The 22,786-nt window shown below is 45.8% G+C and carries 22 protein-coding genes; 6 read left to right on the top strand and 16 right to left on the bottom strand.

Going from position 1 to position 22,786, the window contains the following annotated elements:
- Positions 1–8: 8 nt before the first annotated feature.
- On the bottom strand, positions 9–1,409 hold the full coding sequence (locus DU53_RS00905; RefSeq protein WP_063727002.1) for an S-layer homology domain-containing protein: 1,401 nt from the start codon (positions 1,407–1,409) through the stop codon (positions 9–11).
- Positions 1,410–1,510: 101 nt separating this feature from the next.
- Here DU53_RS00905 and aspS point away from each other — a divergent pair, with 101 nt between their 5' ends.
- The 6 genes from aspS to plsY are packed head-to-tail and all read left to right on the top strand — an operon-like array spanning position 1,511 to position 8,476.
- The gene (gene aspS, locus DU53_RS00910; protein WP_063727004.1) at positions 1,511–3,286 is read left to right on the top strand and encodes an aspartate--tRNA ligase; all 1,776 of its coding nucleotides are present in this window, start codon (positions 1,511–1,513) and stop codon (positions 3,284–3,286) included.
- Positions 3,283–3,933 (top strand): (d)CMP kinase, encoded by a 651-nt coding sequence (gene cmk / locus DU53_RS12365; protein WP_063727005.1) that lies wholly within the window; start codon positions 3,283–3,285, stop codon positions 3,931–3,933. Before aspS ends, cmk begins: the two co-directional genes overlap by 4 nt.
- A complete protein-coding gene (gene ispH, locus DU53_RS12370; protein WP_063727007.1) occupies positions 3,930–4,826 on the top strand; it encodes a 4-hydroxy-3-methylbut-2-enyl diphosphate reductase in 897 nt (298 codons plus the stop codon). The genes cmk and ispH overlap by 4 nt, the downstream gene beginning before the upstream one ends.
- Entirely contained in the window at positions 4,810–6,528 is a 1,719-nt protein-coding gene (locus DU53_RS00925; protein ID WP_063727009.1) for a S1 RNA-binding domain-containing protein, read from the top strand. The genes ispH and DU53_RS00925 overlap by 17 nt, the downstream gene beginning before the upstream one ends.
- Positions 6,528–7,856 (top strand): ribosome biogenesis GTPase Der, encoded by a 1,329-nt coding sequence (gene der / locus DU53_RS00930; protein ID WP_012744727.1) that lies wholly within the window; start codon positions 6,528–6,530, stop codon positions 7,854–7,856. The genes DU53_RS00925 and der overlap by 1 nt, the downstream gene beginning before the upstream one ends.
- On the top strand, positions 7,853–8,476 hold the full coding sequence (gene plsY / locus DU53_RS00935; RefSeq protein ID WP_063727011.1) for a glycerol-3-phosphate 1-O-acyltransferase PlsY: 624 nt from the start codon (positions 7,853–7,855) through the stop codon (positions 8,474–8,476). Before der ends, plsY begins: the two co-directional genes overlap by 4 nt.
- A gap of 17 nt (positions 8,477–8,493) precedes the next feature.
- On the opposite strand, the gene atpC is transcribed toward plsY, so the two are convergent.
- The 15 genes from atpC to DU53_RS01010 all read right to left on the bottom strand — a co-directional run bounded on the left by atpC (position 8,494) and on the right by DU53_RS01010 (position 22,731).
- Complete coding sequence (gene atpC, locus DU53_RS00940; protein WP_012744729.1) at positions 8,494–8,910, bottom strand: ATP synthase F1 subunit epsilon; 417 nt, start codon at positions 8,908–8,910, stop codon at positions 8,494–8,496.
- A gap of 5 nt (positions 8,911–8,915) precedes the next feature.
- Complete coding sequence (gene atpD / locus DU53_RS00945; RefSeq protein ID WP_063727027.1) at positions 8,916–10,319, bottom strand: F0F1 ATP synthase subunit beta; 1,404 nt, start codon at positions 10,317–10,319, stop codon at positions 8,916–8,918.
- A gap of 63 nt (positions 10,320–10,382) precedes the next feature.
- Positions 10,383–11,225: an ATP synthase F1 subunit gamma gene (gene atpG, locus DU53_RS00950; protein ID WP_063727012.1), complete on the bottom strand. Its 843-nt coding sequence runs from the start codon at positions 11,223–11,225 to the stop codon at positions 10,383–10,385.
- Between the two features lie 10 nt (positions 11,226–11,235).
- Positions 11,236–12,744 carry a F0F1 ATP synthase subunit alpha gene (gene atpA, locus DU53_RS00955; protein WP_012744732.1) on the bottom strand — a complete coding sequence of 503 codons (1,509 nt, stop codon included), beginning with the start codon at positions 12,742–12,744 and terminating at the stop codon, positions 11,236–11,238.
- 30 nt (positions 12,745–12,774) lie between these two features.
- The gene (gene atpH / locus DU53_RS00960) at positions 12,775–13,302 is read right to left on the bottom strand and encodes an ATP synthase F1 subunit delta (protein WP_063727014.1); all 528 of its coding nucleotides are present in this window, start codon (positions 13,300–13,302) and stop codon (positions 12,775–12,777) included.
- Positions 13,299–13,784, bottom strand: a complete 486-nt coding sequence (atpF, locus tag DU53_RS00965; protein WP_063727016.1) for a F0F1 ATP synthase subunit B — start codon at positions 13,782–13,784, stop codon at positions 13,299–13,301. The genes atpH and atpF overlap by 4 nt, the downstream gene beginning before the upstream one ends.
- Positions 13,785–13,817: 33 nt before the next feature.
- Positions 13,818–14,063, bottom strand: coding sequence for a F0F1 ATP synthase subunit C (locus tag DU53_RS00970; RefSeq protein ID WP_012744735.1), 246 nt, complete (start codon positions 14,061–14,063; stop codon positions 13,818–13,820).
- A 35-nt stretch (positions 14,064–14,098) separates the two neighbouring features.
- A complete protein-coding gene (gene atpB, locus DU53_RS00975; protein WP_063727017.1) occupies positions 14,099–14,935 on the bottom strand; it encodes a F0F1 ATP synthase subunit A in 837 nt (278 codons plus the stop codon).
- Positions 14,910–15,272 (bottom strand): ATP synthase subunit I, encoded by a 363-nt coding sequence (locus tag DU53_RS00980; protein WP_153020787.1) that lies wholly within the window; start codon positions 15,270–15,272, stop codon positions 14,910–14,912. Before DU53_RS00980 ends, atpB begins: the two co-directional genes overlap by 26 nt.
- On the bottom strand, positions 15,208–15,495 hold the full coding sequence (locus tag DU53_RS00985) for an AtpZ/AtpI family protein (protein ID WP_012744737.1): 288 nt from the start codon (positions 15,493–15,495) through the stop codon (positions 15,208–15,210). Before DU53_RS00985 ends, DU53_RS00980 begins: the two co-directional genes overlap by 65 nt.
- Before the next feature lie 17 nt (positions 15,496–15,512).
- The gene (gene polA / locus DU53_RS00990) at positions 15,513–18,203 is read right to left on the bottom strand and encodes a DNA polymerase I (protein ID WP_063727019.1); all 2,691 of its coding nucleotides are present in this window, start codon (positions 18,201–18,203) and stop codon (positions 15,513–15,515) included.
- A gap of 2 nt (positions 18,204–18,205) precedes the next feature.
- Positions 18,206–18,550, bottom strand: coding sequence for a carboxymuconolactone decarboxylase family protein (locus DU53_RS00995; RefSeq protein ID WP_063727020.1), 345 nt, complete (start codon positions 18,548–18,550; stop codon positions 18,206–18,208).
- Positions 18,551–18,564: 14 nt separating this feature from the next.
- Positions 18,565–19,374 (bottom strand): TatD family hydrolase, encoded by an 810-nt coding sequence (locus DU53_RS01000; RefSeq protein WP_235599644.1) that lies wholly within the window; start codon positions 19,372–19,374, stop codon positions 18,565–18,567.
- Entirely contained in the window at positions 19,337–20,416 is a 1,080-nt protein-coding gene (locus DU53_RS01005; protein WP_063727021.1) for a DUF933 domain-containing protein, read from the bottom strand. Before DU53_RS01005 ends, DU53_RS01000 begins: the two co-directional genes overlap by 38 nt.
- Positions 20,417–21,948: 1,532 nt before the next feature.
- Positions 21,949–22,731: an IS256 family transposase gene (locus DU53_RS01010; protein WP_063727022.1), complete on the bottom strand. Its 783-nt coding sequence runs from the start codon at positions 22,729–22,731 to the stop codon at positions 21,949–21,951.
- Positions 22,732–22,786 lie beyond the last annotated feature (55 nt).

Below are 22,786 nucleotides of genomic sequence, written 5' to 3' on the forward strand. Positions count from 1 at the left end.
TCTTGTGATTATGGAATAGCGTTAAAAGCTTTCAAAGCAGCCACAATACCAATAAGAGTTCCTAAAATTCCAAACCCAAAAGCCCACTGCGCCATGCTTTCGGCATTATTTACCCTTACGTTCGACGGTACGTCCTTTTCAAGAGCCTTAAGCTCACTGTCAAGCTGTTCAATTTTGCTGTTCAATTCGGCAACGGCTTTGTTCAAAGCCGCAACGTCAGCCTTTGATCCATTAAGGGTGGTAACGCTGGCTTTCAGGTTTTCAACCTCATCTTTTAGAGCAGCAAGATCTGCTATTTTACCTTCGAGATCCTTTATTTTCTCTCCCTGATTCGCAACATCTTCGTTTAGACTGTCAAAGTACGCGTAGCCGTCACCGAAGGTTTCTTCAAGGGTTGCTATAAGATTATTAAGCTTTCCTTCAATCTTGTTTACAGAAGAGAGCATTTCTTCGGAAGCTAAGGATTTCTCCATATCATCCAGGCGCTTCTTTAATCCCAGAACCTCCATCTGAAGCCCTGAAATGCTCGTGTTCATTTCTTCAAGATCTTTGACTGTGGCGTAGTCTTCGAGTTTGCTGCCAAGATCCTTCCAGGTGACAAACTCAGAGAGCTTAGCCTCTACCCCGGCCATCCTGTCTTCAAGGGCCTTGAACTCTTCTGTTTTAACAAAACTGCCCGTTAAATTCCAGAGCGACTCAACCTTGTTTTCCAGGGTTGCGACTCTATTTCCAGCAGCTGTGATTCTTTTGGAAAGCCCACTGATCTCATTGGAGTGGCCGAGAACGCTTTCATTCAGCGTTTTCAGATTGACCTCGATCTCTGATAACGTGGCATTCAGTGTCTTTTCGAGAACATTGACGTTTTCAGACAATTCACTGAATTTCCCCTCCAGATCGCGCTTTAGCTCGGCAACGCTTTCACCAAAACTCTGGAGTTTATCAAAAAATTTCTTTAAATCGGTTCCTTCTCCCAGAGCCGGTATAATCCCTTTGCTCTGAAGATCAGCAACCTCTTTTTCGAGTTTTTCCAGCCTGCCGAGAATATCGGCAAGATCGATGTATTCGCCTTTCTGGTCTTTGAGAATCGTTTCGAAAATACCGAGCTGTTCTCTGATCTTTTCGAACGCTTCACCTGAAACCGCTTCGGTTGTACCGGAAGCGATCTTTTCATCCAGATAGGTAAGAAATTTGTCAAGAAGAACTGCCGCCTGGTAACGCGTCAGCGGATCGTTCCCTTTGAAGTAGTACAGTCCTCCCTCAGATATACCGCTCAAAATACCGAGATCCGTCAGCCTGACGATGGAATCATAGGCCCAATGACTCGGTGAAACATCCGTATAAACGGCCGCAAAGGCAAATCCTGCAAGCAGCACGAAAATCATAAAGGGAGCCAGGATCTTCAATTTCATACATTCACCTCCCAATGGCATATTCGCTTAAAATTCTACCATAAAATGTCATGCCTATTGTGGTCAATCGTGGTAATATTTAAAATCAGGAGGTGGCAACATTGAAGAAGAGAACACATACCTGCGGAGAGTTGAGAAGTGAACACGCTGGAAGAACCGTCGTACTGAACGGCTGGGTTGACAGGATCAGAGACCTCGGCGGCATAAAGTTCATTTTGCTCAGGGACCGTTACGGTTTCACTCAGGTCGTTTTTGATCCATCAAACGAGGATGTCTATAAGACGGCGCTGCAACTCGGTATCGAATATACCATATCTGTAACGGGCATCGTCCGCGAGAGACCGAAGGATGCTGTTAACCTGAAAATGCCAACAGGCGAGATAGAGGTTCTGGCTACCGAAGTCGAGATCCTTTCAGAATCAGATACACCACCCATATACATTAATATCGATGATGACTCATCTGAAGAGCTGAAACTTAAATACCGATATCTTAATTTGAGAAAGCCGAAGATGCAGAGAAATATAATCTTCAGGCATAAAGTGGTTCAGGCGGTCCGAAATTACCTCAACAAGAGGGATTTCCTTGAAATAGAAACGCCTGTCCTGACGAAATCGACTCCGGAAGGCGCAAGGGATTTTCTGGTCCCTTCGAGGTTAAGGCCCGGCAAATTCTATGCTTTACCCCAATCACCCCAACTTTTCAAACAACTCCTGATGGTTGCGGGTTTTGACAGATATTACCAGATTGCTAAATGTTACCGCGATGAGGATTTCAGAGCTGACAGGCAACCGGAATTCACCCAGATAGATCTTGAGATGTCCTTTGCCGACAGCGAAGACGTCTTTGCCATCGTTGAAGGTATGCTTTCCCACGCCTTCAAAGAAACTCTGAATGTCGAATTAACGACGCCTTTCCCCAGGTTAACGTATGAAGAAGCCATGGAAAGGTACGGCTCCGATAGACCCGACAGGCGTTACGGAATGGAGCTTCACGATGTGTCTGAAGCCTTTGTCGGAACCGGGTTCAGGGTTGTGTCCGAAGCCCTGGGACGCGGCGAGGTCGTCAAAGGCTTTCTCGCAAAGGGACTTTCATCGAAGTTCTCGCGAAAGCGGCTTGACGAATACACGGCTTTTGTAAAAGAAAACGGACTCGGCGGATTGATATGGATAAAGGTTGAAGATGAACTGAGATCGAGCATATTAAAACACTGCCCCGATGAAATAAAGAAAGTTGTTGAGTATCTCAATGCTGAAGCCAGCGACATAATATTCCTTGCTGTTGGAAATAGAGAAACTGTGTCCAAAGCGCTGGGCAAGCTGCGGGAAAAACTGATAGCCGAGGAGAAACCGGAGGTTACCGGGTTCGATGTGCTCTGGGTAACCGATTTCCCCATGTTCTCTTATAATGAAGAAGAAGGCAGGATAGAAGCAGAGCACCACCCCTTTACAATGCCGAATCTTGAAGATCTGGACAAATTCGGTGAAACCGAGCCATTGAAGGTCAGGTCTCACGCTTACGACCTGGTGATAAACGGTTACGAACTGGCAAGCGGAAGCGTCAGAATTCATCGCAGGGATATCCAGAACAGGATATTTGAGATGATCGGCCTAACCCAGGAAGAAGCTCAGGAAAAATTTGGATTCCTCCTTGAGGCCTTCAAGTACGGACCACCACCACACGCAGGCATCGCGTTCGGTCTGGACAGGTTGGTGGCTATAATGGTGGGAACCAGTTCAATACGCGATGTTATTGCTTTCCCGAAAGCGGCAAGCGGCAATGACCCCATGACGGGAGCCCCATCAGAGGTATCAGCACGCCAGCTCGAGGAATTGAAGATCAAGATAATCGATGAAAAGGATGGGAAGAAAAGATGAAGATCGCCATTGATGGACCCGCTGGTTCAGGAAAATCAACTGTTGCAAAGATGCTCGCTGAACGGTTGGGATTCACCTATGTGGATACGGGCGCTATGTACAGAGCCGTTGCCTGGAAGCTAAAGCAACACGACATTGATCCTGATAATACCGACGCCCTTCGTGAATTGTTAGAGAATACGCAATTTTCCATCTCTGACAGCGTTCTCTGTATGGACGGAAGGAAAATCGGCGACGAGATCCGTACGCCGGAGATCTCCAGACTCTCCTCGGATGTCGCTAAAATAGCGGAAGTAAGGCGTTTCCTAACCGCCGAACAGCGCCGGATAGCTGAGAAGGGTAATGTTATAATGGAAGGGCGCGATATCGGAACGGTGGTTATACCGGATGCGGATCTGAAGTTCTTCATTACAGCTTCTCCGGAAGAGCGCGCCAGGAGAAGATACGAACAGCTGAAAAGACTTGGAATCGAGGCAAATTATGATAGAATCCTGAACGAGTTGATCCAGAGAGATCGAAATGATTCTTCCCGGGAAATAGCGCCTTTAAAACCCGCGGAAGACGCTATCATAATCGACACAACGAATATGACAATAGACGAGGTTCTCGATCTGCTTGTTAGAAAGGTCAGGGATAAAGGTACATGAAGATCGTTCTCGCTGAATCACTGGGTTTTTGTTACGGCGTGAATAGAGCCGTTGAAGCGACGAAAAGGCTTTTGAAGGAAAAACGCGATGCCCGGGTAATCGGTGATATTGTTCACAACGAAATTGTGATGAAAAAACTTAAAGATATGGGATTGAAGGTTTACCCGGATCTTTCTTCAATCGATTTCTCTGATACAGCTGAGAATTCCGTGGCGATAATCAGGGCTCACGGCGCTTCACCCGATGTTGAGGATTTTCTAAAAAGGCGTTTTGGGTATGTTGTGGATTTAACCTGCCCGATAGTGTACAATGTATTTAGTTTGGCGAAAGACCTTGAAAAAAAAGGTTATTTTATAGTTATATTCGGAAAAAAAGACCACGCAGAGGTTAAAGCCCTGTGTGGAAGGCTAAATGATTACCTGATCGTTGAACCGGGTTATGATTTTGAAACCATAAAGGCTTTTTTAAGAGAAAAAAAGCCCAAGAAAGTTGCCCTGATTTCCCAAACAACCATGAACAGCGAGAGTTTTGAAAAATTGGCAGAAAAGCTGTTAAAATTGGAAGGCATCGAAGTTTCTGTGAACAACACCATCTGCAATGTAACCATAAACCGCGAAAAGATGGCGATTCACTTAGCACAAACCTGTGATGCTGTGGTGGTTGTTGGTGGTAAAAGAAGTTCAAATACAGGGAAGCTCGCGAAGATTGTCGAAAGCCATGGCAAAAGGGCTTTTCATGTTCAGAATCCGGAGCAGCTTCCGGATTTGTCTGTTTATGGAAAAGTCGGTATCATAAGCGGAACATCAACACCGAAGGAACAAATCCTGAAAATTTTGGATTACATAAAATTTACCTATGAAGGGGAGGTTATCCGTAATGGAGGAGAAGTATAACGGACAGAACGAAGAAAACCTCAGCATGGAAGATATTCTGAAACAGATGGATGAGGTTGATGAAAGAAGGGGAAGAAGCAAAACCGCTGAAGTTCATTCAATTCAACCAGACGGGTTGCTGGTGATCCTCGAAGGAAAGTTAGATGGATTCGCTCCTGAAAGCGAACTTGTAAAACCTCTAAAAGAGTACAACATCGGTGATAAAATAGAGGTCCAGATAATGAAAGTCGACGAAGATGAAGGGAGAAGCGTCGTCTCCGAAAAGCGTATCTACTTCCGAACTGCTCTAAAAAAGGTAGAAAACGCATACAAAAGCGGCGAACCGGTTACAGGAACCATCCTTGGTGAAACCAAAGGCGGTTACAATGTAAAGCTACTTAATGTCGTTCCGGCTTTCCTTCCGGGCTCTCAGTCTGGAATCAGACGCGGCAGACCGATTCCCGAAGGCGAACAGGAATTCAAGGTCATAAACTTCAGAAAGAAGAAACGCGGCACCAATATCGTGGTTTCTTTAACCGCATTCAAGGAAGAAAAAGTGAAGGCTTTCTTTGAAACCCTTGAGACGGGTTCAACCGTCGAAGGAACCATTGAAAGCATCAAAGATTTCGGTGCCTTTGTTAAATTAACGAACGAGGTTGTCGGTTTGATCCCCGCGTCTGAGGTGAGCTGGGATCCATCGCAAAAGGTTCATGACGTTCTTAAAGTTGGTGATAAGGTAACAGTCAAGGTTATCGACGTTGACCCCGAGAAAAAGAAGATTTCTCTGAGTTTGAAACAGTTGCAGGAAGATCCATGGAACACCGTTGAAGAGAAATATCCCGTTGGTTCCGTCGTTGAAGGTGTTGTAAAATCCATCGTTCCCTTTGGCTTCTTTGTCATGCTTGAACCCGGTGTCGAAGGATTGGTACATATCTCCGAGGTTTTCTGGGGTAATGTTAGAAGAGATCTCAAAGAACTTATAAGAGAAGGAGACAGGGTCAAGGTTAAAATTAAGGATATAGACAAAGAGAAGCGAACTCTTTCCCTGAGCTACCGCGAAGCACTGGGAGACCCCTGGGACAACATCGAGGAAAAATACAAAGTCGGGGAAATCGTCGATGGTAAAGTCGTTAAGGTTCTCCCAACGGGTGCCATCGTGGAGCTTGAGGAATACGTTTCTGGCTTTGTCCCCGTTTCCGAAATGTCCTGGAATTTTGTTGACAGGGTCGAAGACGTTGTCAAGGAATCCAGCGAAGTGAAAACAAAGATCCTGAGCATAGACAAAGAAAATCGACGCATGAGATTGAGTCTAAAACAGGCTACGGAAGATCCGTGGCAAAAGGTACACACTGAACTTAAGGTTGGCGATTACGTAGAAGGAAAAATCACACGGTTGATAAAATCCGGTGCTGTCGTAATGGTTGATGGTTATGGTGTCGAAGCCTTCCTCCCTGCTTCTCAGGTAGCGATGAAGCGAGTTGAAAACCTGGAAGAAGCCATAAAGATCGGAGAACACAGGCGTTTCAAGATCATTCGCCTCGTTTATGATCCAGAAAAGGATGTAAGGAACATGGTTGTCTCCATAAAGCAGCTGTTGCTGGATAAGGAAAAAGAGGAGACTCAAAAAGCTTTAGAAGAGCTTTCAGGCGAAGAGAGTTCCACGCTTTCCTTTGGTGAGAAGTTGAAGGAACATCTTGAGAAAAACTCGGAGGGAGAAAAGTAGTGGCAACAGTCCTCATCGTCGGAAGACCAAATGTCGGAAAATCCACGCTTTTCAACCGCCTTGTTGGTGGAAGGCGTGCCATAATTGACGACCAGCCTGGTGTTACGCGCGACTTTGTGTTTGGCAGGGTTTTCTGGCAGCATAAGTCTTTCGAGGTTGTTGATACCTGCGGTTTGTTCGATTCTCCCAAAGATATAATCGAAGAAAAGATGAAAGAAGTCACTCTCGCGCTGCTGAGCGAGGGTGACCTCTTGCTTTTTGTAGTCGATGGCAGAAAGGGTCTTACATCGGCGGATATGGATATCGCAGAAACGCTCAGAAAATCGAAAAAACGGGTCATTCTGGTGGCAAACAAAGTCGAAAACGTTGACAAATTTACTCTTGAGGTTCTCCCGGAGCTGTACAGCCTGGGGTTCGGAGAACCTATCCCGATTTCGGCCGAACACGGTTTGAATATCGATGTCCTGCTGGAGAAAATAATTAAAACCCTGGAGGAAGCCGGGCATCTGCTGGATTACGAACCCGAAAAGGAAGAAGATAACCTGAAGGTTGCTATCATAGGAAAACCGAACGCAGGAAAATCTTCACTTTTCAATTCGATAGTGGGAAGTGACCGCAGCCTCGTCACCGAGATACCTGGTACCACCCGCGATATGGTTGATGAAACCATCGAAATAGATGGAATGCCTGTCACTTTTATAGACACAGCCGGCATGAGAAGAAAGTCGAAGGTAGGCGTCAAGAACGTCGAGTATTACAGCGTCATGAGAGCTGTGGATGCAATAGAGCGTTCCGATATCTGCATACTCGTCATAGATGCGACACTAGGGATAAGCAATCAGGATCAGAGAATTGCCGGGCTTGTCGAAAAACGCGGTAAAGGGATAATTACCGTTTTCAATAAGAGTGATCTGTTAAACGAGAAACATAAGGAATCACTACTTTCTTCATTCGAACGGGAGCTGTATTTCATTGATTATAGCCCTGTTGTTTTTACTTCCGCAACGGAAGGTTTTGGTATCGATGAACTACTGGATAAGCTCTTTCTTGTCGCTGAAAAGATCGATCTCAGGATCCCAACCGGGTTGCTGAACAACCTGATCAGCAGGTACACCTTATCAACACCGCCTGTCGGGCGGAAAAACAAAAAGGCCAAAATCTATTACGCGGCACAAATTGATACAAGACCCCCTCTGATAATGCTGAAGGTAAACGATCCAGCATTGTTTACGGAGCCATACCTGAGAGGGATAAGATCAACAATAAGAATGAATATTGATCCCTTCGAGGGAACACCAATATTTATAAAGTTGAGGCGTAAAAAATGAGGTTTATCTGGTTGGCTATTATAGGTTACCTTTTTGGTTCAATACCATGGAGCTATATAATTCCAAGGCTCAGGGGCATAGACATAAGAAAGGTCGGCAGCGGAAATGTCGGCGGTACTAATGTGCTGAGAAATCTTGGAGGGTTCTGGGGAGCCATAACGATGGTTCTCGACGGTTTCAAACCCTTCATTCCTATAATGATTGCCAAACATACCTTCGGGGTAAGTGTGTCCGATGCAATGATGATAGGTTTCTTTGCCGGCATCGGTCACTGTTATCCGATCTGGTTGAAGTTTAAGGGAGGAAAATCTGTTGCCGTAAGCGTGGGAACGATTTCCGGAACAAAAGCCAGCCTCGTTCCAGTGTTTTTTGCAGTCTGGTTACCAATCGTCCTGATCACCCAGTACGTTTCTCTGGGATCTATTTTGAGCCTCGCTGTTATAACCATCCTGTATTTTCTCACAGATAGCTGGCAAACCGGTATCTGGATGCTGGCACTATTCTTGCTTACGACGTATCGTCACAGGGGAAATATTGTGAGGCTCATACGGGGCGAAGAACGGAAAACGGATCTGATAGCGGCTTTTACAAAAAGAAACAAAAATAAAAAGGAGGGCTAAAAGCCCTCCTTTATTTATTATTTATGTTCAGTTTGTGTATGTTCTTTATACACCCGTATTCTTAAAAGATGTCTCTGCATTTTTGCGTTTGCACGTGCGCGTTTTCTCGCGTCCCTTTCCACTTTCAAAATCTCTTCTGCACGTTTTACGCGTTCTTCTGCTCTATGAATATCAATATCTTCCGGACGTTCGGCAGCGTCAGCCACTATAAGCGTCTTCTCACGCGTGTTCAGAATGTAACCGCCGTGAACGGCGAAAAGGAGTCTTTCTCCTTTGCTTTTGATCTCTATTACATCGACCGCCAGCTGTGCAACGATGGGAGCGCGTTGTGGCAAAAATCCCATCTCTCCAAAAGGTGTCCTGAAAGAAAGATATTCAGCTTCGCCTTCCCATACTTTGGCATAGGGCGTCACAATCGAAACATTCAGGGACATGCGCCTCAGCCTCCGTAGCCGAGTTTCCTGGCTTTTTCTACGGCCTCGTCGATGGTTCCCACCATCATGAAGGCCTGTTCGGGAAGGTCGTCATGTTTTCCGTCGAGGATTTCTTTGAACCCACGAACGGTTTCCTTTATTGGAACATATCTACCCGGTATATTGCTGAAACGCTCGGCAACGAAGAACGGCTGGGTCAGGAATCTCTGAATTCTTCTGGCACGTCTCACGATGAGCTTGTCTTCCTCTGAAAGCTCTTCCATTCCAAGGATGGCTATGATGTCCTGCAAATCTTTATATCTCTGAAGAACCTCCTGAACCCTTCTTGCAACCACATAGTGTTCCATTCCAACGATCTCCGGCGCGAGGTTTTTGGAAGATGAGTCAAGAGGGTCAACCGCCGGATAGAGTCCCTGCTCGGCGATGGACCTTGACAGGTTAACCGTGGCGTCCAGATGGCTGAATGTCGTCGCTGGAGCCGGGTCTGTAAAGTCGTCGGCTGGAACGTAGATGGCCTGAACGGATGTTATAGAACCGTTTTTCGTTGATGTGATTCGTTCCTGAAGCTGCCCCATTTCAGTGGCAAGTGTCGGCTGATAGCCAACGGCAGACGGCATTCTTCCTAGCAGTGCCGAAACCTCGGAACCAGCCTGAACGAATCGGAAGATATTGTCGATAAAGACCAGCACATCCTTTTTCTGGACGTCCCTGAAATATTCCGCCATGGTGATGGCAGAAAGGGCTACCCTGAACCTCGCTCCGGGTGGCTCGTTCATCTGTCCGAATACGAGAGCTGTGTTTCCTATAACCCCTGCCTCCTGCATTTCGAGCCAGAGGTCATTTCCTTCCCTGGTCCTTTCACCAACACCGGCGAATATCGAGAGTCCCTTATGCTCAATTGCTATGTTTCTGATAAGCTCCATAACGAGAACGGTTTTGCCGACACCGGCACCCCCGAAAAATCCGATTTTTCCACCCTTGTTGAAGGGAGCAAGGAGATCGATAACCTTTATACCGGTTTCCAGAATCTCAACGTCTGTTTTCTGCTCGGTAACTCCCGGTGGTTCGCGGTGAATGTCCCAGAACTCTTCAGCCTCAACGGGACCTCTTTCATCTATCGGCTCTCCCAGGAGATTGAACATTCTTCCAAGTATTTTATCTCCAACAGGCACAGCGATCTGCCTGCCTGTATCAATAACCTCCTGGCCCCTTACCAGACCATCGGTGGAGTCAAGGGCTATCGTTCTGACCACGTTGTCTCCAATAACCTGAGCTACCTCAAGCACTATCTTTTTACCCAGAAATTTATTATAAACCTCCAGAGCGTTGAGAATATCGGGAAGCTCAGCTCCTTCAAAGCTAACGTCAATTACAGGTCCTATAATTGCAACTATTTTTCCTTTGTTGATACTCTTTTGCTCCTTTTTGTTCTTCTTTTCTTCGGTTTTCTTGGCCACATTCACACCTCCAGATTACCCTTTTAAGGCCTCGGCGCTGTTCACAATTTCGATAATCTCCTGCGTGATGGTTGCCTGTCTTACTTTGTTTCTCTCCAGCGTCAATCTTTCGATAAGCTTTTGAGCGTTTTCTGTTGCACTCTTCATCGCATTTTGTCTGGAGAACAGCTCACCGACTTTTGTTTCGTAGGTGGCCCTCAGGATTTCAGAAACGATCCATGAATTCAGCAATTCAGGGAAAATCACCGATACTTCAGGCTCAAAGTCGTACATATCTTTATCTTCTTTTTCTTCCTCAGCTACCGATTCCAGAGGCAGGATTCTCAGGGTTTTGGGTAGCTGAACAATCGGGTTCTTGAATTCGCTGTAAACCACTTTGAATCCCGAAGCGTTTAGCTCTTCTTTGATTGCCAGGACCTCATCGGCAATTATTGCAGCCTCATCAACATCGGGAACATCGTAGAAACGCGTAAAAGCCTTTTTAAACAGTTTGTGCTTTTTATAATGCAATTCAGCCTTCAAGCCAACCGTGACTATGGCTTTTATGTTCCCTTTGGATATCTCGATATCCGCATGTCTCAGGATCTCACTGTTGAAAGCCCCACACAATCCCATATCCGTGGAAACGACAAGCAGCACATCGCCTTCACCGGGAAATTTGGGGAATGTGTCGAGATTTCTTATAACACGCTTCAGAATTTCTTTCATGCTGTCAGCATAATTCCGTGTATATGCCAGTCCCTTCTCAACTTTCTTCAGCTTAGCACGGGCGACCATCTCCATCGCCCTGGTGATCTGCATCGTTGATTCAGTAGCATCTATTCTCTTTTTTATGGCACGTAGTTTACCTTTGCTCATGATACCACCTTCACGAGACGAACGCCTGACGCACGTCTTCTACCGCCTTTTTCAATCCTGCTTCTATCTCTTCGGTCATATCCTTTTTCTCTCTGATGGCTTTGAGCACGTCGGCATATTTTTGCCTCATGGTTTGCAACAGCTGTTTCTCGAACTGCCTGATTTTATCGGTTGGCAGATCATCCAGGTATCCCCTTGTACCTGCATAAAGAACCGCTATCTGTTCTTCAACCGGCATTGGGGAATACTGTTCCTGCTTCAAGAGCTCCGTGAGTTTTTCACCACGTATGAGCTGCGCCTGCGTGGCTTTGTCCAATTCAGTTGAGAACTGGGCAAAGGCGAGGAGCTCACGGTACTGGGCAAGATCAAGCCTCAAGCTACCGGCTATCTTTTTCATGGCCTTTATCTGAGCGGAACCACCGACACGGGATACTGAAAGCCCTACGTTTATAGCAGGTCTGTTACCGGCATAGAAGAGGTTCGGGTCCAGATAAATCTGACCGTCGGTAATGGAAATAACGTTTGTCGGGATATAGGCACTAACGTCGTTTGCCAGAGTCTCAATAATCGGCAACGCCGTTAACGATCCGCCACCGTGTTCCTCGTTGAGCCTTGCCGCTCTCTCCAAAAGTCTCGAATGGAGATAGAAAACATCTCCAGGATACGCTTCACGTCCTGGCGGCCTTCTTAAGAGAAGCGATAGTTCACGATACGCCGCCGCGTGTTTTGAAAGGTCGTCGTAAATAACAAGGGCATCTTTCCCGCTGTACATGAAATACTCACCCATAGCGGCTCCGGCGTAAGGGGCGAGGTAAGCCAATGTTGCAGGATCATTAGCCGTGGCTGCAACGATTGTGGTGTATTCCATTGCGCCGGTCTCTTCGAGTTTATCTATTATCCTGGCCAGGACTGCCGTTTTCTGTCCTATCGCAACGTAAATACAATAAACACCCTGATCTTTCTGGTTTATGATTGTATCGATGGCTATTGCCGTTTTTCCTGTCTGCCTATCTCCGATGATCAGCTCACGCTGACCCCTACCGATAGGAATCATCGCATCGATGGCTTTAATACCCGTTTGCAAAGGCGTATCAACGGGTTTTCTCATAACGACACCGGGCGCTTTGATTTCTACCGGCCGGTGTTCCGAAGCCTCAATGGGACCCTTCCCATCGAGAGGAATCCCGAGTGGATTGACGACCCTGCCGAGAAGCGCTTCACCGGCGGGAACCTCGATGATTCTTCCGGTGCGCTTCACCAGATCGCCTTCCTTTATCTCGCGGTAATCACCAAGAACAACGATACCAACGTTATCTTCTTCCAGGTTCAACGCGAGGCCGTACTCACCGTTTTCGAACTGGACAAGTTCGTTGGACATTACTCCTTTAAGGCCGTAGGCACGCGCAATACCATCTCCAACCTGGATGATCCGCCCGGCCTCAAAATAATCTATTTCCCGGTCGGAACGCTTCAATTGCTCTTCAATTATCTTCGTTATCTCTGAAGGACTGATCTTCACTTAACCACCTCCAAAAAGTGGCTGCCATACTTATTTAAGCCCATACTCTAAACGTTTTAGCCTTCCAGAAGCACTCAAATCAAGGACTCTATCCTGAAAATGTACCACCATTCCCGCTATCAGCTCCGGCTTGATCTGGATCTGGAATAATGGTCTCATCCCCGATTCTCTCTCTATGAAATCCTCAAGGAGCTTCAACTCTTCATTCGATAGTTCAACGGCAGTTTCCACAAGGACCTTTATCTTGCTACGGGACTCATCTAAGATCTGTTCATAAGCGTTTGTAATGGTGGGCAGATACAGCAATCTTTTCTTTTCAGCCAGAACAACCACGAAGTTTTTGAATATCTCAGGAAAGTCTCCCAGAAACTCAAGAATCAATTTCACAGCCTCAGAGCGCGGAAACGTCGGATCCTGAAGGAATTCCCGGGCTTTCTTATCAGAGAACATCTCGCTGGAGGCTTTCAGAAGCTCAAGTATCCTGTCCCTTTCAGATTCATCTGTCATCAGGAACAGCGCCTTCGCGTATTTATAAGCGACAGTCAGTGAACGTTTCACTTCTCATCACCTAAACTCCTGAGAATCCTCTGAGCGTACTGCCTCTTCATGGCTTCATCCATCTCTTTACCAAGAAACTTAGCGGCAATTTCAACCGCCGTTGTAATGACCGTTGCCTGAAGCTGTTTCAACGCTTTTTGCTTTTCCTGTGCGATCTGCGCTTCGGCTGATTCCATGATCCTGACCGTTTCTCTCTGTGCGTTCTCTTTAGCTGTTTTTATTATTTCTTCGGCCTGTCTCTCAGCATTAGCAATGATTTCCTGAGACTTTTTCCGGGCGTTTTCCATCTCTATGCGGTATTTTTCCCGATAGGCTTCTGCCTCTTTCCTCAGCTTTTCAGCTTCAGTTAGTTCTGACTTTATCATGTTCTGCCTTTCTTCGATGATGTCGAAGAACTTATCAAAAAGCAGTTTTTTCAACACAAAGAGAAGCACAAGAAAATTCAAAAGCTGAATGAGTGATGTCAGGTTGAGTTCTATCATGCCTTAAACCCCCTTTTCGGTGGGGACTCTTCGTTAGCCCACCAAAAGGATCATAAACGCTATAACAAGTGAATAAAGACCGGTAGATTCGGTAACAGCCATGGCGAGAAGCATTCTCGTCGTGAGCGTACCTATCATCTCGGGCTGTCTGGACATGGCTTCCATAGCCTTCGCACCGATGTTACCTTCACCGATACCCGGCCCGATAGCACCAATACCCATTGCAAGACCAGCACCTATAAACTTTCCGAGCTGAACCAAAGCATTTCCGAGTTCCATCTAACACTACCTCCTTTATCAACAATTGTAATCGATCACTCTAACAGGGCCCCTATATACGCTATCGCGAGAATAGTAAACACAAGCGCCTGAATAGATCCCACGAACATACCGAAAAATCCCCACAGGAATGTCGGCAAAATGAGGTATTTTACAAGATAACTTATGATGAGCACCAGAAGACCTCCGCCCATTATATTTCCAAAAAGCCTCAAGGAATGGGATACCGGTTTGGCCAGTTCGCCGACAATGTTCATGGGGAACATGATTGGATTTGGCTCAAAAAAGCTTTTCAACCATGTGGAAAAACCCTTTGCCTTTATCGCGAAAGCGTGGCTTATCATCAATACCAGAACCGCAAAGGTGGCATTGGTATTGAGATCCGATGTGGGTGTGTACCATGTGTCCTCAAAAAGGGTTATCTTTATCCCGGAATCCGTCGGTACCACCTGAACTCCCGGAATACCGCTGAGGATATTTGCGATCAGAATAAAAAGAAACAGCGTCGCAGCGATGTTAAATGTAGGCCTGACGAATTCTTTCTTTGGGATCGCGTCTTTTGTCATATCTAAAATGAATTCCAGCGCAAGTTCGAGAAGAGTTTGTTTCTTTCCAGGGATCACCTCGAAAACTTTCACAGTTGAAACAAATATGATCAATCCGGCCATTATAACCCAGGTCATTATAACCGTCATGGGGTTGATCCTGCTCAAAGGACCCGTTCCGAAGGGAAGCTGATAAATCCAGCGTTCACCCACTCCCTCAAGGGAAAAAGTGTACCCGGTGGCAACCATATATATCAACACCGCTATATATCCCAGCGCTATAAACGTCAGAAAAATCTTGTCACCCTTTGTCAGCTGAATTTTCACCCAACCACCTCCCGAAAAGGAAAAGCGATATTTTCAAATTCAAGATACCCACTGCTGCCCCTATAAAAAAGAATCTACCATAAAAAGTCGCTGTCCACAAAGCAACAGCAGCCAAACCATATCTTATCAAAAAGCCGTACCTTGAAAACCTTTCTTTTCTACACATAAGGTAAACATCTCTCGTCATCAACCAGAACATTAAAACGGCAAAAAAAGAACCATACAAAATGCCTGGAGCCATTTGTGATTTAAATAACAAACTTACTCCAGTTTCAATTATCGCCAGAATACTTATCGCTATCGTTTCTTTTAGTGCTATCTTTGTTAAGTCTTTCATACTTTTCGGCTTCCTTCATCAGATATCTTATCCCCTGATATATTCCGGAGATTGTCCCAAGAAACAAAAAGATTACCAGCCATATCTTGTTATGAAAAAGATATTTGTCTGTCAAATAGCCTAGCAATCCACCGACAAGGATGTTGGAGATTACAACGATTCCAAATTGAAATACCATGTTTATAGCGTTTAATTGTCTGAAATCGATCCTTTTCTTTTTCACTAAGCCCACCTCTGGAGTTATTTACCCCAGTAACTGTTAACCGCCACTTCTACCTCAAGCGGAACCTTCAGTTCAACGACCCCGGACATACCCCTGGTGAGTATATCACAAACTCTGTCAACCTCTGTTGCGGGAGCTTCAAAAACCAGTTCATCGTGCACCTGCAAAATTGGGAAAGCTTCCAATCCCTCTTCCTTAACCATCTTATGTATCTTGATCATGGCAAGCTTCATGATATCCGCCGCCGTTCCCTGAATCGGGGTGTTGATCGCGATTCTTTCCCCTTCCTGGATCTTCATCTTGTTACGCGTCCTGAAGTGAGGTATCTCCCTTTTCCTACCGAACAACGTCCTCACGTATCCCTTTTCTTTGGCTTCGTGTATAACTTCATTTATGAACTTTCTGACCCCCGGATAAGCGTTGAAATAATTCGATATCATATTCTCAGCTATGTGGGTTTTTATCTTGAGTCTTCTTGCAAGACCGTAAGGAGATATCCCGTAAATAATCGAAAAGTTAACCATCTTTCCGACCTGTCTCATCTCCGGTGTCACATCTTTAACAGAAACTCCGTACAAACGTGACGCGGTAAGGGCATGCACGTCTTCGCCGTTTTTGAATGCCGAAATCAATCTTTCGTCCTCGCTGAAATGTGCCAGAACCCTGAGTTCAATCTGGGAATAATCGGCACTTATGATCTTCCAGCCACTCTTCTGAGGGACAACACATTTTCTGATTTCCTTGCCCTCTTCACCCTTTATCGGTAAATTCTGCATGTTTGGGTTGCTGCTTGAAAGACGGCCTGTACCGGTTCCCGTCTGATGATAACTGGCGTGAATCCTTCCCGTAACCAGATTTACCAGGGTCGGAAGCGTATCGAGATACGTGGATTTGAGTTTCTGGTACTTCCTGTAATCCAGGAGTTTCTGAATAATAGGATGCTCATTCACAAGCTCTTCTAGAACAGCTGCGCTCGTAGAATAAGCACCATGCTTGGTCTTTTTCGGCGGATTCAATCCGAGTTTCTCAAAAAGTATCTTTGAAACCTGAGTGGGAGAATTTGGATTAAAAGGCTCACCAGCAAGTTCAAAGAGTTCTTCTCTTATCCTCTCTAGCCTCTTCTCGTATTCTTCTGAAAGATTTTTCAAAGATTCCACGTTCATGTACACGCCGTTGAGTTCGAGTTCCGCCAAAACGGGTATGAGTTTCATCTCGATTTTATGAAAAATGTTGTCGAGATCAGATTCATATAATTTCTTAGAAAGCACTCGATAGAGCCTGAGCGCTATATCGGCATCTTCGACAGAGTATTTTGCAGCTTCCTCAACGGAAACTTTTTCAAACTGGTCTTTCAATTGATTCTTATTCATCAACTCGCTAAAAGAAGTGGTGCGATATCCCAGGAACTTCAAAGCCAGGTCATCAAGGTTGAAACGTCTTGAATCCGGGTTCAAAAGATAAGCTGCGATCATTGTATCGAAATGAGGCACAACTGGTTCTATACCATGCTTTTCGAGTATTTCGTAATCGAATTTAAGGTTCTGGCCAACGATCTTCGTGCCGGAATCTTCCAGAAGCTCTTTGAGTCTCTGAAGAACCTGTTTTTCGTCTGCCTGCCAATCGCTGCTTTCGTGATTAACAGGAATATAAAAACCCTCTCCATCCTTTATCGCTACCGAGATACCGACAATCTTCGCTTCGTGAGGGTCAAGGGAGCTGGTTTCGAGATCAATCGAAATCACATCGCTTTTCTTGAGGGTTTCAAAAAGGTTATCAAGTTCTTGCTGGGAGCTTACCGGCCTGTAACCATTGTCTTCGTTATTCTCAGAGCCCGAATTGGTAAGATCGAATTCTCTTAAAAGCGAGGCAAACTCCAGCTTCAGGAAAAGCTTTCTGAGTTTTTCTTTGTCCAATCCTCTGTATCTGAGCTCTTCAAGTTCTATGTGTAAATCCGCATCCGTAACCAGGCGAACGAGCTTTTTCGACATCTCCAGCGCTGTTTTGCCGTCCATCAGCTTCTTTCTGAGCCCGGGGCTCAGTTTACGGATATTCTTGTATATCTCATCAATGGAACCATACTCTTTCAATAACTTCAATGCCGTTTTTATTCCAATACCCGGAACACCGGGAATATTGTCAGAGGTATCACCACAAAGTGATAGCAGTTCGTATATCTTTTCCGGTGGAACTCCGAATTTTTCCTCAACCTTTCTTCGGTCGTATTCTTCCAGATCTGTGAGGCCGGAAACAAAGCGCAGAACCTTGACCTTTTCGTCAACGAGTTGAAGGATATCCTTATCACCGGATACTATAACTATCTCATCGAACTTATCCCTGTACTTCGTAACGACAGTAGCAATTATATCGTCGGCTTCAAGGGTAGCTACGGAATGGAATTTTATTCCAAAGCCTTCTACAAGGCCCGGAATATATTTGAGTTGTGCTACGAGGGCCTCCGGCATCTCCGCGCGAGTCGCTTTATATCCTTCGAAGAGGTCGTGGCGGTGTGTGGCTTCTTTGCGGTCAAAGGCAAAAAGTGCGTAGTCTCCTTCTTCTATGTAGTTTTTAATGAATCTGGAAAGCATCCTCGCGGTGCCGTAAACCGCGTTGGTGGGTTCTCCTCTCGAGTTGGTCAGAGAAACATCTATCGCGAAGTATGCCCTGTAAACAATGGCCGTTCCGTCAAAAAGAAAAAGCCTGTTAGTCATTTTCAATCCTCTCCTTCCAGTTCATCGAGGAGAGCAACCGCGCGTCTGAAATGGGGTATAACTATCGAACCTCCCACTACAAGCGCGACGTTAAAGGCTTCCATAAACTCTTCCCTGGTGACTCCAAGGGATTTACACTGCAGAATGTGATATGTAATGCAGTCATCACATCTCAATACCATGGACGCAACGAGACCGAGCAATTCTTTCGTTTTGGAGTCAAGGGCACCTTCTCTATACACGGCCGAATCGAGTGAAAAGAATCTTTTCGTGTTTATATCGCCTGTCTCCAGGATCCTCGTGTTCATTTTTTCCCTGAATTCCCTGAACTTTTCAATCTCACCCACGAAGTAACCCCCTCCTAAAGCTCCAGGTTAAAAAGAGCGACCGCATTCTTACAAAGAATATCAGCACAGGTCTCAACTGGAAGACCCTTCAACTCGGAAATCTTTTCCACAACAAAACGGACATAAGACGGTTCATTTCTTTTCCCTCTATATGGCTGTGGCGGAAGGTAGGGACAGTCCGTTTCCGGTACAAAGGTCTCTATCGGCAAAACCTTTACAATCTCTCTGAGTCCTTTGTTTTTTGGATAGGTTACCGGTCCCCCTATGCCAAGCTTAAATCCAAGTCCTTTGAATCTGAGCGCGTCTTCCTGTGTACCTGAAAAAGCGTGGATAACGCCTTTGAGTTTTCCTTTGCACTCTCTCAACATCTCATAAGCCTCGTTATAAGCATCTCTGACATGAACGATCACCGGCATATCGAGCTCCTGTGCAAGCAAAAGCTGTTCGCGAAAAACCTTCCTCTGAACATCTTTGGGCGATAAATCCCGATAAAAATCCAGGCCGATCTCACCTAAGGCCACTACCTTCTTTTCAGCAGCCAATTCCTTCAGTATATCTATGTAATCCGAAGGCACTTCATCGCTATCATGCGGATGAACCCCGACTGACGCAAAGATATGACGGTTGGTTTTTGCAAGTTCGACAGCAGCTTTAGAATCGTCCATATTCGTACCAACTTCTATGGTGAAAACAATTTTTCCCGAATCTATCTCTTCAAGGATACGTTTACGGTCCCTGTTGAAATGGGGAAAATTCAGATGGGCATGCGTATCACAGATTTTGAGTTCACGCGTTTGCCCTGATGTGTACGATGTCTCCGTCATGTATGATCTCATCCTTTCCTACGAGTTTAACAAGCCCCTTATTTTTCGCTTCGTGCATATCTCCAATCTCTATAAAGGTCTGGTAGGGAATGACCTCCGCACGGATGAAGTTTTTGGCAAGATCCGTGTGTATCTTCCCCGCAGCTTCCCTGGCGGTTGACCCTTTCTTTATAGTCCAGGCACGAACCTCATCCTCACCAACAGTCAAAAAGGACATCAAGCCGATATGCTCGTAAACAATTCTGGAAAGCCTTTGTATCCCGCTTTCTTTTATACCAAGCTCTTCCATAAAGGCTTCCTTTTCCTCATCCTCAAGTTCGTTGATCTCCATCTCTATCTTTCCAGAGAGTTCCATGTAGGCAAATCCGTTCTCTTCACAGGTGGCTTTTATATCCTCTTTGCCGTCATAGGTCCCTTCTGTGAACTGTTCATCATCGGTGTTAGCCACTATGATCAGCGGCTTCGCAGTGAACAGCGAAAGCGAGCCAAGAAGCTTGAGAACATCTGCTTCCAGCCCAAGTTGCGAAACAAATTTCTCTTCCTCGAGTGCGTTTTTTATCTCTCCTAAAACCTCGAGTTCTTTCTCTTCTTCCTTCGTCAGTTTCTTTTTCTTTAAACTTTCATTGAGCCGTTGGATCCTGTTTTCCACCACTTCCATATCCCTGAGCAAAAGCTCCGTTATGATCGCATCGAGCTGCTGTTTTGGGGTTTCAGCCCCAACAGGCCACGGAACAGTGGGATCCCTGAAGGTTCGGACCACAGCCAGCAAAGCATCCGCATTCTGTATGAACTGGAAGATACGATTCTTCTCCTTGCGGTTCGCAGATGGATCAAAACTGGGAATATCGATGAAGCTCAGGGTAGCGTATGTGGTCTTCTTTGGTTTGAATATCTCTGAAAGCTTCGCAACTCGTTCATCGTATATTTTTGCAACACCCGTGTGAGATTCTGTTCTATGTGAACCGGAAGTATCCACTCCTGTCAGAAGAGAAAAAATCGTCGTTTTGCCGCTCAAAGGTAAACCGAAAATACCGATTTCCATAAAATTGCCTCCCTCGTTTTAGTACCGAATAGACATACACTTATATCTTACCAGAATTGGCGATTTTACAAAAGACGGGAGCAATTACGTTACTGAAGTGCGGAGCTACGCTCCGGACGCTTGCAAAGGCTGTCAGCTGGTAGAGCGACGCTTGCGAGGCTGAGGCTTGCGGACGCTGTGCGCTGCAAAGCAGCGGCTATGGTGTGCCCGGCATGACATACAACTATAGGGTGAAAGTCCCGAATGCGGGGAGCGAAATAAGCATTAGCTGAGGGCAAGGGTGTCACTGGTAACGGTGAATCTGAAGGAAGCCTAAGGCAAAATCCGGAACTGAACGAACGTGAACCAGCGTTGGCCGGTAGAGAGGGTAACCTTGCCATAGATGGGGAAGCCCGAGCTCCAACTCTACAGGTTGGGATGGCAGGATTCGGTTGAAAGCTGTATGTCTTACCCGGGGAAGTCCTCACTCGTCCCAAAATGGGTAAGCCGGAACAAGGGGAGACCCAAGGACCGGTGAAGCGGAGGAGGATGGCAGATGAACCCGTAGTAGTGTTGAACCTCCCTGAAAGGAGAAGGGACTATCGCCTTGAGCGATGGGGGTAACAGGAACCGAAAGGGCCTGTTACTTGCGAAGGGGTGAAGGATTGAGGAAATGGCACAAAGGGAAGCGAGTATAACAGGAGCCCGTAACGGAGGCTGAAATGCCGACGGTGGTCTTAAATGGCTGGGGCAGGCAAGTAATCCATTATAGGGTTGGGTATATTCCTCGAAAGGGGTAGAAAACCGATGCCTGTGTGGAAGAAGAAACCGATTCTGTTATATGCGACTTATTCTGAAGGCCATGCGGAGGTAGTATGATGGTACTTAACCACCGTTGGAGAATCCGATACTCAATCCATGAGCCGTGTACGTTGGCCCGTATGCACGGTTCTGTGAGAGGACGGGGGGATTCCCCCCTCCTACTCGATCTGAGCTAAAGCTCAGGCTATGCGTGACTCCGTCACGGCTATGGTGTGCCCGGCATGACATACAACTATAGGGTGAAAGTCCCGAATGCGGGGAGCGAAATAAGCATTAGCTGAGGGCAAGGGTGTCACTGGTAACGGTGAATCTGAAGGAAGCCTAAGGCAAAATCCGGAACTGAACGAAAGTGAACCAGCGTTGGCCGGTAGAGAGGGTAACCTTGCCATAGATGGGGAAGCCCGAGCTCCAACTCTACAGGTTGGGATGGCAGGATTCGGATGAAAGCTGTATGTCTTACCCGGGGAAGTCCTCACTCGTCCCAAAATGGGTAAGCCGGAACAAGGGGAGACCCAAGGACCGGTGAAGCGGAGGAGGATGGCAGATGAACCCGTAGTAGTGAAGAACCTCTCTGAAAGGAGAAGGGACTATCGCCTTGAGCGATGGGGGTAACAGGAACCGAAAGGGCCTGTTACTTGCGAAGGGGTGAAGGATTGAGGAAATGGCACAAAGGGAAGCGAGTATAACAGGAGCCCGTAACGGAGGCTGAAATGCCGACGGTGGGAGACATGTCAAGAATTTTGTGTCTGGAGATGGAAATATCTAATATTAAACATTTGGGTAATTTCATATTGAGAAGCTCTAATCATAGCGATGGGATTTTTCCACTTTCGAGACTTCAAACGTTCGTAAGAGAGAAGGATATTTATCTCAGCAATTTCAACAGATTGAAAGAATCCGCCAATACGAGTTCTTCTAGCCTCTATCATGCTATTAAAGCTTTCAACGGCATTAGTAGTATAGATGTATTTTCTCACATCCTCAGGATATTTTAAAAAGACTAAATATTTTTCTTTTCGTTGGAGTAGATGATCCATAAATGTACGGTATTTTCCAGCGTATTTCTGGCACAACTCTTCGAATTTTTCAAGAGCATCATCGAAGGAATCCTGGTTTTTAATGGTTGAGAGCTTCTTATTAAATTCGCTAGCGTCTTTCTTAGCCATATTTTTTCTCACATTTCTTTGCAAATGGACAAAGCAAAGCTGGTGATCAGCAAAGGGGTAGCATGCTTTAATGGCTTCACCAATACCGGTTAAATCATCGCTTACTACTATCATTACCCTTTTTAGTCCTCTTTCTATCAAATCGTTGAAAACCTTCAACCAATCAAATCTATTCTCAGAACCGAAGAAGGTGTAGAAGCCATAGAGGTCTTTCTTTCCTTCCATATCTATCCCTAGAACAACATATATGCATGCTTTCTTCACTTTAGAGCTTGCTTTTATCTCGCAATGATAGCCGTCTATTAAAAGGGCAAAGCAATCCTTTGGTAATTCACGTGATTTGAACATATCGTAGTTTTTCCTTTATTTCTTCCCTAATCTTCATGAGTTCTTTTTCTTGAAA

The organism is Kosmotoga sp. DU53, assembly GCF_001639905.1.
Lineage (GTDB): Bacteria > Thermotogota > Thermotogae > Petrotogales > Kosmotogaceae > Kosmotoga > Kosmotoga olearia.